This window comes from Nonomuraea corallina (genome assembly GCF_027620315.1).
In the GTDB taxonomy this organism is placed as follows: Bacteria; Actinomycetota; Actinomycetes; order Streptosporangiales; family Streptosporangiaceae; genus Nonomuraea; species Nonomuraea corallina.
In genome coordinates, this window is sequence record NZ_JAPNNL010000047.1 from 1 (window position 1) to 14,861 (window position 14,861).

At 73.3% G+C, this 14,861-nt stretch carries 15 protein-coding genes; 3 read left to right on the forward strand and 12 right to left on the reverse strand.

Annotated features, from left to right (window positions below; translation table 11 throughout):
- The 7 genes from OUY22_RS14410 to uraD form a co-directional block, all read right to left on the reverse strand.
- Positions 1-693, reverse strand: a 693-nt coding sequence (locus tag OUY22_RS14410) for a glycerate kinase (protein WP_270155436.1), incomplete at its 3' end; no start/stop codon positions are given.
- Positions 694-749: 56 nt separating this feature from the next.
- Positions 750-2,129 carry an 8-oxoguanine deaminase gene (locus OUY22_RS14415; protein ID WP_270155437.1) on the reverse strand — a complete coding sequence of 460 codons (1,380 nt, stop codon included), beginning with the start codon at positions 2,127-2,129 and terminating at the stop codon, positions 750-752.
- A complete protein-coding gene (locus tag OUY22_RS14420; protein WP_270155438.1) occupies positions 2,126-2,596 on the reverse strand; it encodes a (2Fe-2S)-binding protein in 471 nt (156 codons plus the stop codon). The genes OUY22_RS14415 and OUY22_RS14420 overlap by 4 nt, the downstream gene beginning before the upstream one ends.
- Positions 2,596-3,456, reverse strand: coding sequence for an FAD binding domain-containing protein (locus OUY22_RS14425; RefSeq protein ID WP_270155439.1), 861 nt, complete (start codon positions 3,454-3,456; stop codon positions 2,596-2,598). The genes OUY22_RS14420 and OUY22_RS14425 overlap by 1 nt, the downstream gene beginning before the upstream one ends.
- A 3-nt stretch (positions 3,457-3,459) precedes the next feature.
- Positions 3,460-4,323 carry a factor-independent urate hydroxylase gene (gene pucL, locus OUY22_RS14430; protein WP_270155440.1) on the reverse strand — a complete coding sequence of 288 codons (864 nt, stop codon included), beginning with the start codon at positions 4,321-4,323 and terminating at the stop codon, positions 3,460-3,462.
- Positions 4,324-4,623, reverse strand: a complete 300-nt coding sequence (gene uraH / locus OUY22_RS14435; protein ID WP_270155441.1) for a hydroxyisourate hydrolase — start codon at positions 4,621-4,623, stop codon at positions 4,324-4,326. It lies immediately after the preceding gene.
- Positions 4,620-5,129, reverse strand: a complete 510-nt coding sequence (gene uraD / locus OUY22_RS14440; protein WP_270155442.1) for a 2-oxo-4-hydroxy-4-carboxy-5-ureidoimidazoline decarboxylase — start codon at positions 5,127-5,129, stop codon at positions 4,620-4,622. Before uraD ends, uraH begins: the two co-directional genes overlap by 4 nt.
- A 176-nt stretch (positions 5,130-5,305) precedes the next feature.
- On the opposite strand from uraD, the gene OUY22_RS14445 reads away from it, so the two are divergent.
- The gene (locus tag OUY22_RS14445) at positions 5,306-6,148 is read left to right on the forward strand and encodes a deoxyribonuclease IV (protein ID WP_270155443.1); all 843 of its coding nucleotides are present in this window, start codon (positions 5,306-5,308) and stop codon (positions 6,146-6,148) included.
- A 622-nt stretch (positions 6,149-6,770) separates the two neighbouring features.
- Here OUY22_RS14445 and OUY22_RS14450 read toward each other — a convergent pair.
- The 3 genes from OUY22_RS14450 to OUY22_RS14460 form a co-directional block, all read right to left on the reverse strand.
- Entirely contained in the window at positions 6,771-7,511 is a 741-nt protein-coding gene (locus OUY22_RS14450) for a LytR/AlgR family response regulator transcription factor (protein WP_270155444.1), read from the reverse strand.
- A gap of 101 nt (positions 7,512-7,612) precedes the next feature.
- Positions 7,613-8,737, reverse strand: a complete 1,125-nt coding sequence (locus OUY22_RS14455; RefSeq protein WP_270155445.1) for a sensor histidine kinase — start codon at positions 8,735-8,737, stop codon at positions 7,613-7,615.
- Between the two features lie 55 nt (positions 8,738-8,792).
- On the reverse strand, positions 8,793-9,389 hold the full coding sequence (locus OUY22_RS14460; protein ID WP_270155446.1) for a molybdopterin-dependent oxidoreductase: 597 nt from the start codon (positions 9,387-9,389) through the stop codon (positions 8,793-8,795).
- Positions 9,390-9,634: 245 nt separating this feature from the next.
- Here OUY22_RS14460 and aroF point away from each other — a divergent pair, with 245 nt between their 5' ends.
- On the forward strand, positions 9,635-10,666 hold the full coding sequence (aroF, locus tag OUY22_RS14465; RefSeq protein ID WP_270155447.1) for a 3-deoxy-7-phosphoheptulonate synthase: 1,032 nt from the start codon (positions 9,635-9,637) through the stop codon (positions 10,664-10,666).
- Between the two features lie 34 nt (positions 10,667-10,700).
- Here aroF and thiI read toward each other — a convergent pair whose 3' ends face one another.
- Complete coding sequence (gene thiI, locus OUY22_RS14470) at positions 10,701-11,897, reverse strand: tRNA uracil 4-sulfurtransferase ThiI (RefSeq protein WP_270155448.1); 1,197 nt, start codon at positions 11,895-11,897, stop codon at positions 10,701-10,703.
- 328 nt (positions 11,898-12,225) lie between these two features.
- On the reverse strand, positions 12,226-13,251 hold the full coding sequence (locus OUY22_RS14475; RefSeq protein WP_270155449.1) for a 6-phosphofructokinase: 1,026 nt from the start codon (positions 13,249-13,251) through the stop codon (positions 12,226-12,228).
- A gap of 115 nt (positions 13,252-13,366) precedes the next feature.
- Between OUY22_RS14475 and glpK the strand changes: the two genes are divergently transcribed.
- Entirely contained in the window at positions 13,367-14,833 is a 1,467-nt protein-coding gene (gene glpK / locus OUY22_RS14480) for a glycerol kinase GlpK (protein ID WP_270155450.1), read from the forward strand.
- Positions 14,834-14,861 lie beyond the last annotated feature (28 nt).

Sequence of the window (14,861 nt, forward strand, 5' to 3'; positions counted from 1 at the left end):
CAGGCCGTGGGTGCGGGTGGCGACGGCGGCGAGCCGGCCGAGCGCGGCGTCCAGCAGCGTGACCTGCTCGGGGGTGGCGCCCTTCTGCGGCCCGTAGACGGCGGCGGCGCCGTGCGGGCCGAGCAGGGGGTTGTCGACGTCGCTGGCCACCACGAACGTGACGCCGGAGACGTCGGGGAAGCCGGACAGGTCGATGCGGTCGAGGTCGCGCAGGGCGGCGCCGCCGCGCGGCAGGTCCCGGCCCCCGGCGTCGAGGAGGCGGGCGCCGAGCGCCTGGACCAGGCCCGCTCCGCCGTCGGTGCAGGCGCTGCCGCCGAGGCCGAGCACCACCCGGGTGGCGCCCCGCTTGACGGCGTCGGCGATCAGCTCGCCGGTGCCGTGGCTGGTGGCGGTGAGCGGCTCCGGTCCCGCGGGCAGGCGGCGCAGTCCGGACGCCTCGGCGAGCTCGATGACGGCGGTGTCGCCGCGCCTGGCGTACGAGGCGTCGACGGGCTCACCGGTGGGCCCGGTCACCCGTACGGTGACGCGGTCGAACCCGGCGGCCACGGCGGCCTCGACGGTGCCGTCGCCGCCGTCGGCCACGGGCAGCTCGACCGCGGGGGCGCCGAGGGCGGCGGCGACGGTCGCGGCCACCTCGGCCGCGGTCAGCGATCCCTTGAACTTGTCAGGGGCGACGAGGACGTGCTGGACCACTGCGGGACTCCTGTGTCATGGACGGGCGAGATCCACCATCATCACATCCGCGCCTCTCAGAGCTCACGAGAGGCGGTGAACCCCTGCTCCCGCGCCATCCGGGTCAGGCGGCGGCGGGCGTCGGCGCCGGCCCTCCCGGCGGCGTCGTGCGCCACGGTGCGCAGCTCGCCGTCCTCGACCACGGTGCGCCCGCCGACCAGCAGCCGGACCAGCGGCGGCTGGGGGCCGAACACCAGCGCGCAGACCGGGTCGGTCACGGCCGCGGTGAACGGCCCGTCGACCCGCCACAGCGCCAGGTCGGCGAGCTTGCCCGGCTCCAGGGTGCCGAGCTCGTCCTGGCGGCCGAGGTTGCGGGCGCCGCCGAGGGTGGCGATCTCCAGCGCCTGCCGGGCGGTGAGCGCGGCCGGGCCGTATCGGGCGCGCTGGAACAGCAGCGCCTGCCGCATCTCCCCGGCCAGCCCGGTCAGCTCGGAGGAGGCGCTGCCGTCGACCCCCAGCCCGACGTTGGCGCCGCGCCGCAGCATCTCCGACACGCGGGCGATGCCGGCGCCGAGGCGGCCGTTGGACGACGGGCAGTGGGCGGAGCCGGTGCCGGTGACGGCGAGCTTGCCGATGTCGGGGTCGCTGAGGTGCACGGCGTGCGCGACCCACACGTCGGGGCCGAGCCAGCCGAGCTTGTCCATGTAGTCGACGGGGCGCAGGCCGAACTGGGCCTGGCAGTGCTCCTCCTCGTCGAGCGTCTCGGCCAGGTGGGTGTGCAGCCGCACCCCCTTGTCGCGGGCGAGCCGGGCGGCCTCGGTCATCAGCTCGGCGCTGACGGAGAACGGCGAGCACGGCGCGACCGCGATCCGCAGCATGGAGGACGGGGACGGGTCGTGGTAGGCGTCCACGGCGTCGGCGGTGGCGGCGAGGATCTCGTCCAGCTCCTCCACGACCACGTCCGGCGGCAGCCCGCCCGCGGACCGGCCCCGGTCCATCGAGCCACGCGCCGGGTGGAAGCGCAGGCCCAGCTCGCGGGCGGCCTCGATCTCGGCGGCGAGCAGGTCGCCGCGGCCCTTGGGGAAGATGTAGTGGTGGTCGCTGGAGGTGGTGCAGCCGGACAGCGCGAGATAGCCGAGCCCGGCCGTGGCGGCTCCCCTGACGACCTCGGCGTCCATGGCGGCCCACACCTGGTAGAGCGCCACCAGCCACTCGAACAGGGTCGCGTCCTGGGCGAGGCCCTGGGAGGCCCACTGGTAGAGGTGGTGGTGGGTGTTGACCAGGCCGGGGGTGGCCAGGCAGCCGGTGGCGTCGATGCGGGTGGCGTCGCCGGCGTCGGGAGGCTGGTCCATGGGGCCGAGCGAGGTGATCCGGTCGCCGTCGACGAGGATCCAGCCGCGCTCGATCTCGGGGCCGGCGACGGGGGCGACGTACGCGTTCTCGATGAGGATGCTCACCGGGCCGCCGCCTTGCGCTCGGCCGCCAGCTTGACGGCGTCGAGGATCTTCTCGTACCCGGTGCACCGGCACAGGTTCCCGGCCAGCGCCTCGCGGATCTCCGCGTCGGACGGCCGCTCGACGCGTTCGAGCAGGTCGTGGGCCTGCACGACGAGGCCGGGCGTGCAGAAGCCGCACTGCACCGCGCCGGACTCCACGAACGCCTCCTGCACCGGGTCCAGTCCCCGCTCGGCGAGCCCTTCGACGGTGCGCACCCGGCGGCCCTGCGCCTGGCCGGCGGCGACCAGGCAGGCGCAGACCGGCGCGTCGTCGAGGTAGACCGTGCAGGAGCCGCACTCGCCCTGCTCGCAGGCGTTCTTGGAGCCGGGAAGGCCGAGCCGCTCGCGCAGCACGTACAGCAGGCTCTCGCCCTCCCACACGTCCTCGGCCGTCTCCTCGCGGCCGTTGACCGTGAACGTCACCCTCATCAGGCCGCCCTCCTCTCCAGGTGGTCCTGCCACGCCCAGGTGAGCGTGCGCCGGGCCAGCACCGCGATGGCGTGCCGGCGGTAGTCCGCGGTGCCGCGCACGTCGTCGATCGGCGCGGCGGCCGACGCGCACAGCTCGCCGAACCGCGCGAGCAGCGCCGGTTCCAGCGGCGCCGACCAGTCGAGCTCGGCGGCCAGGAACTCCTCCGCCTCCAGCGCCCGGCGCGGCGTGGGCGCGGCCGAGCCCAGCCCGGTGCCGACGCGCCGCTCGCCTGGGTGCAGCGCGACCGCGAACGAGCAGACGGCGATCACCATGGCGTTGCGGGTGCCGACCTTGGCGAAGTACTGCGGCCCGGCCGCGCGCTCCACGCGCACGGCCTTGATCAGCTCGTCCGGGAGCAGCGCGGAGCGTTTGACACCCAGGTAGAACTCCTCGGCGGGGATCGTCCTGAGGCCGCGCTCGCGCGACTCCACCTCGACGGCGGCGCCTGCGGCCAGCAGCGGCGGGTGGCTGTCGCCGGCGGGCGAGGCCGCGCCGAGGTTGCCGCCGACCGAGCCGCGGTTGCGGATCTGCGGCGAGCCGACCGTCCGCGCCGCCTGGGCCAGCCCCGGCAGCGCGCCGCCGAGCTCGGCGATGATCGTGCTGTACGGGACGGCGGCGCCGATCCGATACCGGTCGCCGTCCCTGGACCAGGTGGCGAGCTCGGGCACGGCGGTCAGGTCGAGCAGCGCCGGCGGCCGGCGCACGGAGAAGTTGATCTCCACCATGACGTCGGTGCCACCCTGGAGGGGCACCGCGTCCGGCTGGTCGGCCTTGGCCGCCAGCGCCTCGGCCCACGTGGTGGGGCGCAGGAACTCCATCGATCACTCCCAGGCGAATCCGGCGTCGGGCGCGTCGTCGCGCAGCACCGTGCCCTCGATCAGTCCGTAGGGCCGGTCGGCCGCGTGGAACACCTCGTTCTCGTTGTCCAGCCCGAACGGGGTCAGGTCGACCGTGAAGTGGTGCTTGTTCGGCAGGGCGAGCCTGACCTCGCAGACCTCCGGGCAGGTGGCCAGCACCCGCTCCCCCATCGCGTACAGGGTCTGCTGCAACGACAGGCTGTGCGTGCCGGCGAACGCCTCCAGCAGGCAGCGGCGCACGAGCGCGTACGAGGCGGCGAAGTCGGCCTCGACGCCCGTGTGCCGCCAGCGGGCGTCCACGGCGGTGGCGAGGATGCGGTCGGTGGCAGGCCGCAGCGTCGTGTACGGGTCGGTGAGGAAGCCGTGGAACTCCGAGCCGGTCGTGTTCATCAGCACCAGGCCCGTCAGCCCGGAGATCACGCTCGCGCGGCCGTCCCGGTCGTGGTGGGCCACGCAGGTGCGCGTCTCGCCGCCGTCGCGGGAGAAGGAGTGGCCGGTGTCGCCGATCCGGTTCCAGCCGTACTCCTCGACGGCGACCCTGGCGTGGTGGATGGTGTCGTGGCGGGTGAAGTGGCGGGCCAGCAGGAGGGCGAAGTCCTCGATCTGGCCGACGCCGTGCCGGCGGGCGAGCGCGTACGCGGTGTTCTTCTGCGTGTCCGTCGGCAGCACCGCCGCGTTGTCGCCGGTGAGGTGCGCCTCGCGCATCGCGCCGGACAGCGAGGTGCTGACGTTGACGTCCTTGACGTGGTGGACGCCGCCGTCCCTGACGACCCGTACCAGCCTGGTCTCCGCCTTGCCGTAGCGGTTGGGTCCGAGAACGATCGCCATCTAGCTCCCTCGGTAGGTGGAGTACGCGTACGGGCTGAGCAGCAGCGGCACGTGGTAGTGGTCGGCGGGGTCGGTCACGGTGAACGTGATGACGACCTCCGGGTAGAACGTCTCGGCCAGGTGGGCGCCGGTGTCGAAGACGACCCGGTGCACGCCGGCGCCCGGCTCCCAGCCCTTGATCCGGCCGTCGGCGTCGGTGACGCCCTCGGCCACGACGGCGCCCTCGCGTTCCAGCCGCACCCGCATCCCGGCGGCGGGCCTGCCGGTGGTCGCGTCCAGCACGTGGGTCGAGAAGCTCACCGGTCCCCCTCCGCCAGCTTCCCGGCCCGCAACCGGGTGATCTTGGCGAGTTCCTCCCGTACGGTGCGGCGCTCGGTCTCCTCGTCGTGGCCGAGCCGCTCACGCAGCAGCCGGAGCATCTCGGCGCCGGTCAGGCCGGTGGCGCAGACGAGGTAGACGTACCCGAAGCGTTCCTCGTAGGCGCGGTTGCCCTCGGCGAGGGCGGCGCGCAGCCCGTCCTCGACCCCGGCCTGCTCGCGGCGGGACCAGGCGGCCTCCCGGGAGTCACCGGCCGGGCGCTCGCCGATGCGCGGGTGGGCGCCGAGCGCCTCCAGCACGTCGGGCCAGTCGAGCGCCAGCACCGCGCGCCCGGCCGCGTCGGCCAGCCGGTCGCGGTCCGGGTACGGGCGGCGCGCGGCGACCTCCCGGGCGAAGGCGCGGGAGGCGCAGCAGGCGAGCAGCTCCTTCTCCGCGTCCTGCGGGTCGAGGGCGTTGAAGGCGGCCAGGCCGGCGGGCGGGTTCGGCATGAGACGAGTACACACAGGCCGGTGGCGCCCGGTCCACCCGCCAGAACTCCGAACCGGCCCCCGGGTTGGCCAAGACTTTTCGTGTCATGCTCCAACCCCGCGCGGCGGGCGTGTCTCGCCCTGCCGCGTGACCAGCGGGTTCGCCGTCGCCGCAGGGCCGTAGACTGAGGGCCATCATGACCCCACGCTCTCTCATCGGCGGCCACGTGACCGTCACCGGCGGCCTGGCCAAGGGCGGTCTCGCCTACATGGCCGAGATCGGCGCCGAGATGATCCAGGTGTTCGTCACCAACCCGCGCGGCTGGGCGCTCAACCCCGGCAGACCCGACCAGGACGCGCTGCTCGCCGAGTCCGGCGTCGAGACCTTCGTGCACGTGCCCTACCTGGTCAACTTCGGCTCGCCCAGCGCCGACACGCTCGCCAACTCCGAGGCGGTCGTCCGCCACACGCTGCGCCGCGGCGCCGAGATCGGGGCCAGGGGCGTCGTGGTCCACACCGGGTCGGCGGTGTCGCAGCCGCGCGACGACGCGATGCGCCAACTGCGCGAGCACCTCCTGCCGCTGCTCGCCGAGATCCCCGACGGCGGCCCCGACCTGCTGCTGGAGCCGATGGCGGGGCAGGGGGCGATGCTCTGCGCCACGGTCGGCGACCTGGAGCCCTACCTGGCGGCGCTCGACTGGCATCCCCGGGCCGGCGTCTGCCTCGACACCTGCCACGCCTTCGCCGCCGGTCACGACCTGGCCGCCGAGGGCGGTACGGACGAGATGCTCGACCTGCTGCACAAGATCGCGCCGGGCCGCCTGAAGCTGATCCACGCCAACGACTCCAAGGACGTGTGCGGCGCCAAGAAGGACCGCCACGAGAACATCGGCGCGGGCCACATCGGCGCCCGCCCCTTCGCCGAGCTGATGCGTCATCCGGCGGCCGCGGGCGTGCCCCTCTGCATCGAGACGCCCGGCAAGGCCGACAAGCACCGCGAGGACATCGAGACCCTGAAGCGCCTGCGCGACGAGGGGTGACCCGCGCGTCCGCGCCGGCGAGGGGCCGGCGAGGGGCCGGCGAGGGGCCGGCGAGGGGCCGGTGAGGACGTGCCCGAGGCGCCCGCCGGTGGGATCCGGCCGCCCCCGTGTGGCCGGATCGCGGTCTGTCCGCGACCCCCGCGGGCGCCTCTGCACGTGTCCGGCCGGCGGGCCCCACCCCCCGGTCAAGGGCCCGACAGCCGCGGTGACCCGCGAGGGTCACCCTGGATCCGGCACATGCGGCGAACCTTCCGGTCCGTCCCCCCGATGCGCCGGGTGGCTCCGATGCCGAAACACTACGGTCGTGATCTACCCCGGGTCACCCGATTGGCGGAGGGCTCGTCGAACGGCGTGTAGCCAGCGATGTGCGGAACGTGTTCCGGCGACGAGCGGTCAGCCGGGCGCGACGAGCGGTCGATCCGCCGGCCCCGGCGGGTCTCCCCCGGGATTCCGGCACGGCCGAGCCCGGCTCGGGTGAGGCCGTGTGACCTGCGCAATCGCGATCCTCACCGGACGGGGACTCCCGGTGCGGCGGGGCGTGCGGCCCGCCTCCCGGTTCACACCCGCCTCCGGCGCGGCGGGACGCCGCCACCCCCGCTCCGGCTCCTCCGCCCGCCGGGGGTCAGGACATGACGCCCCGGTGCTGGCGGACCAGGAGTTCGCGTACCTGCCTGCTGTGCCTGCGGCTGACCTGGAGGGTCTCGGTGCCGACGGTGAGGGTGACGCGGCCGCCCTCGAACCGCAGTTCGCTCACGTGACGGCTGGAGACCAGCGTGCTGCGGTGGACCCGGATGAACCCGGCGTCGGCCCAGCGGCGCTCCAGCGCCGCCAGGGACATGCGCACGAGGTAGCTGCCGTCCACCGTGTGCAGCCGCACGTAGTCGCCCTGGGCCTCGGCGAAACGGACCGCCTGCTGCGGCACGAACCGGGTGCGTCCGCCGAGCTCGACCGGGATCACGTCGTCCTGGCCGGGGTCGGCGGGCGGCGAGGAGGAGACCTCCAGCCGGCGCACCGCCTCCGCCAGCCGCTCCGCCCTGACCGGCTTGAGGAGATAGTCGACGGCCTCCATCTCGAACGCCTGGACGGCGCACTCGTCGTGAGCGGTGACGAAGACCACCTTCGGCGGGCTGGGGAAGCCGCCGACCAGCCGGGCCAGGTCGAGCCCGTCGAGGCCCGGCATGCGGATGTCGAGGAAGATCGCGTCCAGCCGCTCGCCGCCGGAGACCATCTGGACCATGTCCTGCAGCGCGGCCACCCCGTCGGACGCGGTGAGCACGTGCTCGACGCGGCCGTCCCTGCGCAGCAGGTAGGCCAGCTCCTCCAGCGCGGGCACCTCGTCGTCGACCACCAGCACACGAAGCATGCCCCTACGCTGCACCACAAACGCCGAGCTCACAAGGCCAGGCAGCACGATGCGTCACACCCGGATCACGGAAAGGATCACGGAAAGGATCGCGGAACGGATCACAGAGAGGTCAGCTGCGCCTTGGGCACCCGCAGCCGCACCTTCGTGCCGGCGCCCAGCGCCGTCTCGACCTTGAGCCCGTACCCGTCGCCGTAGATCTGGCGCAGCCGCAGGTCGACGTTGGCCAGGCCGATCCCGGCGCCCTCGCGGGCCGGGTCCTCGTCCAGCACGCTGCGGGCGCGCTCGGGGTCCATGCCCACGCCGTCGTCCTCGACGGTGATGTGCGCCTCGGGGCCGGCGTCGCGGGCCACGATCCGCACCTCGCCGGCGCGGCCGCGCATGCCGTGCTTGATGGCGTTCTCGACCAGCGGCTGCAGGCACAGGAACGGGACGGGCACCGGCAGCACCTCGGGCGCCACCTGGAGGCTGAACCGCAGCTTGTCGCCGAACCTGGCACGTTCCAGCAGCAGGTAGCGGTCGACGCAGGTGAGCTCGTCGGCGAGCGTCGTGAAGTCGTGCGCCCGGCGCAGCGCGTACCTGGCGAAGTCCGCGAAGTCGAGCAGCAGCTCGCGGGCGCGCCCGGGATCGGTGCGGACGAACGAGGCGATGGTGGTGAGCGCGTTGTGCACGAAGTGCGGCGAGATCTGCGCCCGCAGCGCCCGCATGTCGGCCTCCAGCGCGCGCCGCCGTGAGGAGTCCAGCTCGGCCAGCTCCAGCTGGCCGGACATCCAGCGGCCCACCTCGGTGACGGAGCGGACCAGGCCGGCGCTGAGCTCGTCGTCGAAGGCGGCCAGCGCCCCGACGATCCGGCCGTCGACGGTGAGCGGCACGACGACCGCGCCGTACGGCTCGCCGGCGAACAGCTGGGCCCGGCCGGAGGCGAACGCGGACCTGGCGTAGGTGAGGACCTCGTCGGAGCAGGGGCCGTCCCAGGCCAGCGCGGCCTCGGTGGAGGTGATGGCGACCGCGTACGTGCCGAGCAGGGCGTGCAGGTGGCGCACGGCCTTGCGGGCGGAGTCGCGGTTGAGCCCGGCGCGCAGGGCGGGGGCCGCCAGGGCGGCGAGGTGCAGCGTGGTGAAGGTGGCCTCGCGGTCCTGGCCATCCCGAGCGGCGCGGCGCCGGGCAAAGGTGTAGCCGAGGACGAAGGTCAGGCAGGGGAGCACCACGCACGCGGTGGTCAGCATGCGGGCAACCGTAGCCAACAACCGCCCAGGTGGGGGCGGAAACCCGCAGGTCATGTCATGGCGGGCCGTCGCCCGGCTCCTCCTGATAGGAGTAGCGCTGCTCGCGCCACGGGTCGGCGACGTTGTGGTAGCCGCGTTCCTCCCAGAAGCCCCGGCGGTCCTCCAGGAGGTACTCGATCGCGCGCACCCATTTGACGCTCTTCCACCCGTACAGGTGGGGCACGACCAGGCGGAGGGGGGCGCCGTGCTCGGCGGTGAGCGGCTTGTCCCCCAGCTCGGTGGCGAACAGGGTGGTGGGGGCGGTGAAGTCGGACCAGCGCAGGTTGGCGCTGTAGCCGTACTCGGCCCAGATCATCACGTGGCGCACGCCCGGGTCGGGCGGGGCGGCGGCGACCAGGGCGGACGGCGGCACGCCGCCCCACTCCAGGCCGGGCACGGAGAACTTGGTGACGCAGTGGAAGTCGGCCACCCGGACCGTCCTGGGCAGGCCGGTGAACTCCTCCCAGCCGAAGGCGTGCTCCTCACCCGAGGCGGTGGCGCCGAACACCTTCAGGTCCCACGACTCGGGCCTGAACGCAGGCACCCGGCCGTAGTGGATCACGGGTAGGCCGCGGGGGACGTACTGGCCTGGAGGCAGGCGCGTCTCCTCCACGATTACTGCTCCCCTCGCCGGTCGCTCGGTCTTGAGCCATCCTGCCACCGGTGGGCGGGCGGCGGGGCAGCGGGGCGCGGTGGGGTACTATTGCCGCACTATGCGCACCGCGTTCCTGTTTTGGTATGGCGACGGACCCAGTCGGACCGTTCGCCACCTAGCGCTGCGCTAGCAGACATAGGCGAGCACGAAGGCCCCGGGTCCGACAGGACCCGGGGCCTTCTGCGTTTCCCGAGGGAGTACACATGGTCATCGTGATGGGCCCGGAGGCCACCTCCGAGGACGTGGCGTCCATCGTCGGCGTCGTGCGGTCGGCGGGGGTCGACGCGTTCGTGAGCAAGGGGGTGCAGCGCACGATCGTCGGCCTGGTGGGCGACGTGACCCAGCTCGACGCCGCCGGCCTGCGCGGCATGGCGGGGGTGCGGGACGTGATGCGGATCTCCAGTCCGTACAAGCTGGTCAGCCGGGAGAACCATCCCGAGCGCTCGACGGTGCACGTGGGCGGGGTGCCCATCGGGCCCGGCACGGTGACGCTCATCGCGGGGCCGTGCGCGGTGGAGACGCGGGAGCAGACGCTGGAGGCGGCCAGGATGGCGCAGGCGGCCGGGGCGACGCTGCTGCGCGGCGGCGCCTACAAGCCGCGCACCTCGCCCTACGCGTTCCAGGGGCTGGGCGAGCAGGGGCTGCGCATCCTGGCCGAGGTGCGCGAGGAGACCGGGCTGCCGATCGTGACCGAGGTGGTGGACGCGCACGACGTGCCGCTGGTGGCCTCGTACGCGGACATGCTGCAGGTCGGCACCCGCAACGCGCAGAACTTCGGGCTGCTGCAGGCGGTGGGCGCGGCCGGGAGGCCGGTGCTGCTCAAGCGCGGCATGAGCGCGACCATGGAGGAGTGGCTGATGGCGGCCGAGTACATCGCGCAGCGCGGCAACCTGGACGTGGTGCTGTGTGAGCGGGGCATCAGGACGTTCGAGACCGCGACCCGCAACACGCTGGACGTGGCGGCGGTGCCGGTGGCGCAGCGGCTGTCGCACCTGCCCGTGATCGTGGACCCGTCGCACTCGGGCGGCCGGCGTGACCTGGTGCTGCCGCTGAGCCGGGCGGCCATCGCGGCCGGCGCCGACGGGATCATCATCGACGTGCACCCGCGGCCGGAGCAGGCGCTCTGCGACGGGCCGCAGGCGCTGGTCGACACCGACCTGGGCGAGCTGGCCCAGGTCATGCGCGACTTCCCGCCGCTGCTGGGCAAGGCGGCCGCGGCGGCGCTGGCCGTCTGAGCCCCGGCGGGGCGGGGGGCCGGGCCCCGCCCCGTCAGAGGGTGTACTCCTGGATGGAGTCGGCGAGCTGGACCGCCAGCTCCTCGGCGTCGAGGCGCTTCTCGATCTGCTTGAGGTCCTCGATCTTGGCGCGGGTCTCGGCGCGGCGCGGGGCCAGGAGCGAGCAGCAGTCCTCGTCGGGCAGCTCGGAGATCTCCAGGGTGCCGATGCGCCGGGCCTCGGCCATGATCTCGGTCTTGTCCCAGCCGACCAGGGGGCGCAGGATCGGCAGGTCGACCGCGTGGTCCTGGGCGGTGATGTTGGCCAGCGTCTGGGAGGACACCTGGCCGAGCGCGTCGCCGGTGATCAGCGCGCCGGCCCGGATGCGGTGGGCGACCTCCTCGGCCGTCTTGAGCATGAGCCGCCGCTGGGCGATCACTGCGAGCCGGTCCTGGCCGGAGTTGCGGATCGACTGCTGGGCCTTGCCGAACGGCACCACCCACAGCCGCGACCCGCCCTGGAACCGGTCGAGCTTCCTGACCAGGGCGTAGGCCTTGTAGATCGACTCCGAGGTGGTGAACGGGATGCCGGAGAAGTGGAGGAAGTCGACGTGCAGCCCGCGCCGCATCATGCGGTAGGCGGCCACCGGCGAGTCGATGCCGCCCGACATGAGCACCAGCGCCCGGCCGCTGCTGCCGACCGGAAGCCCGCCCTGGCCGGGCAGCCCGCCGGTGAAGACGAACACCTCGTCCCTGTCGACCTCGATGAAGAGGGTCAGCTCGGGGTTCCTCAGGTCGACGGGCAGGCCGTACTCGTCGTTGATGGCGCCGCCGACGAGCCGGTCGAGCTCGTTGGAGCGCAGCGGGAAGCGCTTGTCGCGGCGGCGGGAGCGGACCGCGAAGCTGGCCTTGCGCCGGACCTCCTCGCGCTCGGCGAACAGCGCCAGCCCGGCCTTGAGCACGGCCTCGGGGTCCTTGGCGACCCGCCAGGCGGGGTGGATCCACACCAGGCCGGGCACGTCGGCGACCCGCTCGGCCACGGTCTGGGCCTGCTCGGGGGCGGTGCCGTCGGGCAGGAAGATCGCGATGACGCCGTGGCGGCGGCGGACGTCGACCTTGAGGTCGAGCTCCTTGAGCGCCTGCCGGATGTTGCCGATCAGGCGGCGTTCGAACAGCTCGCGGTTCTTACCCTTGAGGACGATCTCGCCCAGTTTGAGCAGAACGCACGGCTCGCCCAGGGCCGACATCCTCATGGTGGAACCTCCGGGGGAGACAGGGGATCAGCGCCAGGGACAACGCTGCGCATCATCGAGTTTAGTCCGGGCCCCGGAGCTCCCGGACGCCTCCGCCTGCCCGGCGGACGTGGTGAACGTCCCGGGAAAGACGACGAGGGCGCGCCGCTCGGGAATCCCCTCGGCACGCCCTCGTGGTCGGGCTATGTCATGGGTACGGCTCGCGACGCGTGGTGGGCCGCCTACTCGCCGCGGCGCGAACCGTACCCTCGAGGGGGTTGTAGCGGTAACCCCGCTGCTCCAGAAGGTACGGCCCGCCGCTTGCAAGTCGCTTACAGCCCGGAAACACTCAGCCGAAGAAGACCTCGGCCTCGGCGTAACGCTCGACCGGCACCGTCTTCAGCTCGGCCGTGGCCTCGTCGAGCCCGACGCGGACGATGTCGGTGCCGCGCAGCGCCACCATCTTGCCGAAGTCGCCGTCGTGCGCCGCGTCGATCGCCTGCAGGCCGAAGCGGGTGGCCAGCACCCGGTCGAACGCGGTGGGCGTGCCGCCGCGCTGGATGTGGCCGAGCACGGTGGTGCGGGCCTCCTTGCCGGTCCGCTTCTCGATCTCCTTGGCCAGGGTCTCGCCGATGCCGCCCAGCCGGACGTGGCCGAACGCGTCGAGCTCGCCGGCCTGCAGCTGCATCTGCCCCTCGAGGGGGTGAGCGCCCTCGGCGACCACGATGATCGGCGAGTAGCGGGTGCGGAAGCGGGACTCGACGTACTCGCAGACGCGGTCGATGTCGAACGGCTTCTCCGGGATGAGGATCACGTTGGCGCCGCCGGCCATGCCGGCGTGCAGCGCGATCCACCCGGCGTGGCGGCCCATGACCTCGCAGATGAGCGCCCGGTGGTGGGACTCGGCGGTGGTGTGGAGCCGGTCGATGGCCTCGGTGGCGATGTTGACCGCGGTGTCGAAGCCGAAGGTGTAGTCGGTGCCGGACAGGTCGTTGTCGATCGTCTTGGGCACGCCGACGACCTTGACGTCGCGGTCGAACAGCTGCTTGGCGACGCCGAGGGTGTCCTCTCCGCCGATAGCGATGAGCGCGTCGACGCCGGTGGCCGCGAGGTTCTCCTTGATCCGGTCGACCCCGCCGTCGATCTTGAGCGGGTTCGTCCTGGAGGAGCCGAGGATCGTGCCGCCGCGCGGCAGGATGCCCCGGACGGCCTGGATGTCCAGCGGCATCGTCTCGCCCTCCAAGGGGCCGCGCCAGCCGTCACGGAAACCGACGAACTCGTGCCCGTAGACGCTCACCCCCTTACGGACGACACCTCTGATCACGGCGTTCAGACCGGGGCAATCGCCGCCTCCGGTGAGCACTCCTATACGCATGGCGGGTTCCTCCCGATGTGTTTCACGACCAGAATCGCATTGTGCCCGTCCTCACGGGCATTGGTCTAGACCAAACGCGAGCGTAGCGGCCGAAACCGGTTCAGGAGGCGATTTCGTGAGTGTGTTGGCCATCGACGCGGGCACGACGGGTGTCACGGCGCTCGTCGTGACCGAGGACGGCCGGATCGAGTCGAGGGGGTACGAGGAGTTCGCCCAGCACTTCCCGCGGCCGGGCTGGGTCGAGCACAACCCCGAGGACATCTGGCAGGCCACGCTGAGCGCCTGCGCCACCGCCCTGGGCGGGGCCTCCACGACGCCGGCCTGCGTCGGCCTCACCAACCAGCGGGAGACCGCGGTGCTGTGGGACCGGCGGTCGCTGGCCGCGCCGCGCCGGGCCGTGGTGTGGCAGGACCGCCGCACGAGCGGCATCTGCGAGCGGCTGCGCGCCGCCGGGCACGAACCCCGGGTGACCGAGCTGACGGGGCTGCGCCTCGACCCGTACTTCACCGGTTCCAAGCTCACCTGGCTGGCCGAGCACGACCCGGCCGCCTGGGAGGGCGTCACCTCGGGCCGGGTCGTGGTGGGCACCGTGGACGCCTATCTGATCGCCCGGCTCACGGCGGGCGCGCGGCACGTGACCGACCCGTCCAACGCCTCGCGCACGCTGCTGTACGGGCTGGAGTCCGGCGCGTGGGAGCCGGAGCTGTGCGAGCTGTTCGGGGTGCCCGAGTCCGCGCTGCCGGAGGTGGTGCCCAACTACGGCGAGCTGGGACGTACGGATCCGGGCGCGTTCCTCGGGCTGGAGCTGCCGATCAGCGGGGTGGCGGGCGACCAGCAGGCGGCGCTGTTCGGCCAGACCTGTTACGGGGTGGGCGAGGTCAAGTGCACCTACGGGACGGGCTCGTTCATCCTGACCAACACCGGGACCGAGATCGTCCGCTCGGAGTCGGGGCTGCTGACCACGGTGGCCTGGCAGTCGCCGTCGGGCGAGCGCACGTACGCGCTGGAGGGGTCGGTGTTCGTGACCGGCGCGGCGGTGCAGTGGCTGCGCGACGGGCTGGGGCTGATCGGGACCGCGGCGGAGTCCGAGGCGCTCGCGCGCACGGTGCCCGACAGCGGCGGCGTCGTGTTCGTGCCCGCGCTGACCGGGCTGGGCGCCCCGCACTGGAACCCGGAGGCGCGGGGTCTGATCACCGGCATCACCCGCGGCACCACCCGCGCGCATCTGGTGCGGGCCACGCTGGAGGCGATCGCGTTCGAGGTGCGCGACGTGGTGGAGGCGTCGGCCGAGGGGCGTCCGCCGGCGCTGAAGGCCGACGGCGGGGCCAGCGGCAACGACCTGCTCATGCAGTTCCAGGCCGACCAGCTCGGCACGCCGGTGGAGCGGCCGGTGATCCAGGAGACGACGGCGCTCGGCGCGGCGTTCCTGGCCGGGCTGGGCGCGGGGGTGTGGGGCTCGGCGGAGGAGCTGCGCAAGACCTGGCAGCTCGACCGCCGTTTCGAGCCGGGTGAGCGGGACGACGCCCGGTACGACCGCTGGCGGAAGGCCGTGGAGCTGACCATGGCGTCAACCGAGGGTTGACGATTGGGTACCGTCAACCTACGGTTGA

Bases quoted from the DNA above. Each gene is read 5' to 3' on its own strand.
- OUY22_RS14420 (WP_270155438.1), bottom strand. From the start codon at position 2,596: ATGAGGGTGACGTTCACGGTCAACGGCCGCGAGGAGACGGCCGAGGAC.
- OUY22_RS14425 (WP_270155439.1), bottom strand. From the start codon at position 3,456: ATGGAGTTCCTGCGCCCCACCACGTGGGCCGAGGCGCTGGCGGCCAAG.
- pucL (WP_270155440.1), bottom strand. From the start codon at position 4,323: ATGGCGATCGTTCTCGGACCCAACCGCTACGGCAAGGCGGAGACCAGG.
- uraD (WP_270155442.1), bottom strand. From the start codon at position 5,129: ATGCCGAACCCGCCCGCCGGCCTGGCCGCCTTCAACGCCCTCGACCCG.
- OUY22_RS14445 (WP_270155443.1), top strand. From the start codon at position 5,306: ATGACCCCACGCTCTCTCATCGGCGGCCACGTGACCGTCACCGGCGGC.
- OUY22_RS14450 (WP_270155444.1), bottom strand. From the start codon at position 7,511: ATGCTTCGTGTGCTGGTGGTCGACGACGAGGTGCCCGCGCTGGAGGAG.
- OUY22_RS14455 (WP_270155445.1), bottom strand. From the start codon at position 8,737: ATGCTGACCACCGCGTGCGTGGTGCTCCCCTGCCTGACCTTCGTCCTC.
- aroF (WP_270155447.1), top strand. From the start codon at position 9,635: ATGGTCATCGTGATGGGCCCGGAGGCCACCTCCGAGGACGTGGCGTCC.
- thiI (WP_270155448.1), bottom strand. From the start codon at position 11,897: ATGAGGATGTCGGCCCTGGGCGAGCCGTGCGTTCTGCTCAAACTGGGC.
- OUY22_RS14475 (WP_270155449.1), bottom strand. From the start codon at position 13,251: ATGCGTATAGGAGTGCTCACCGGAGGCGGCGATTGCCCCGGTCTGAAC.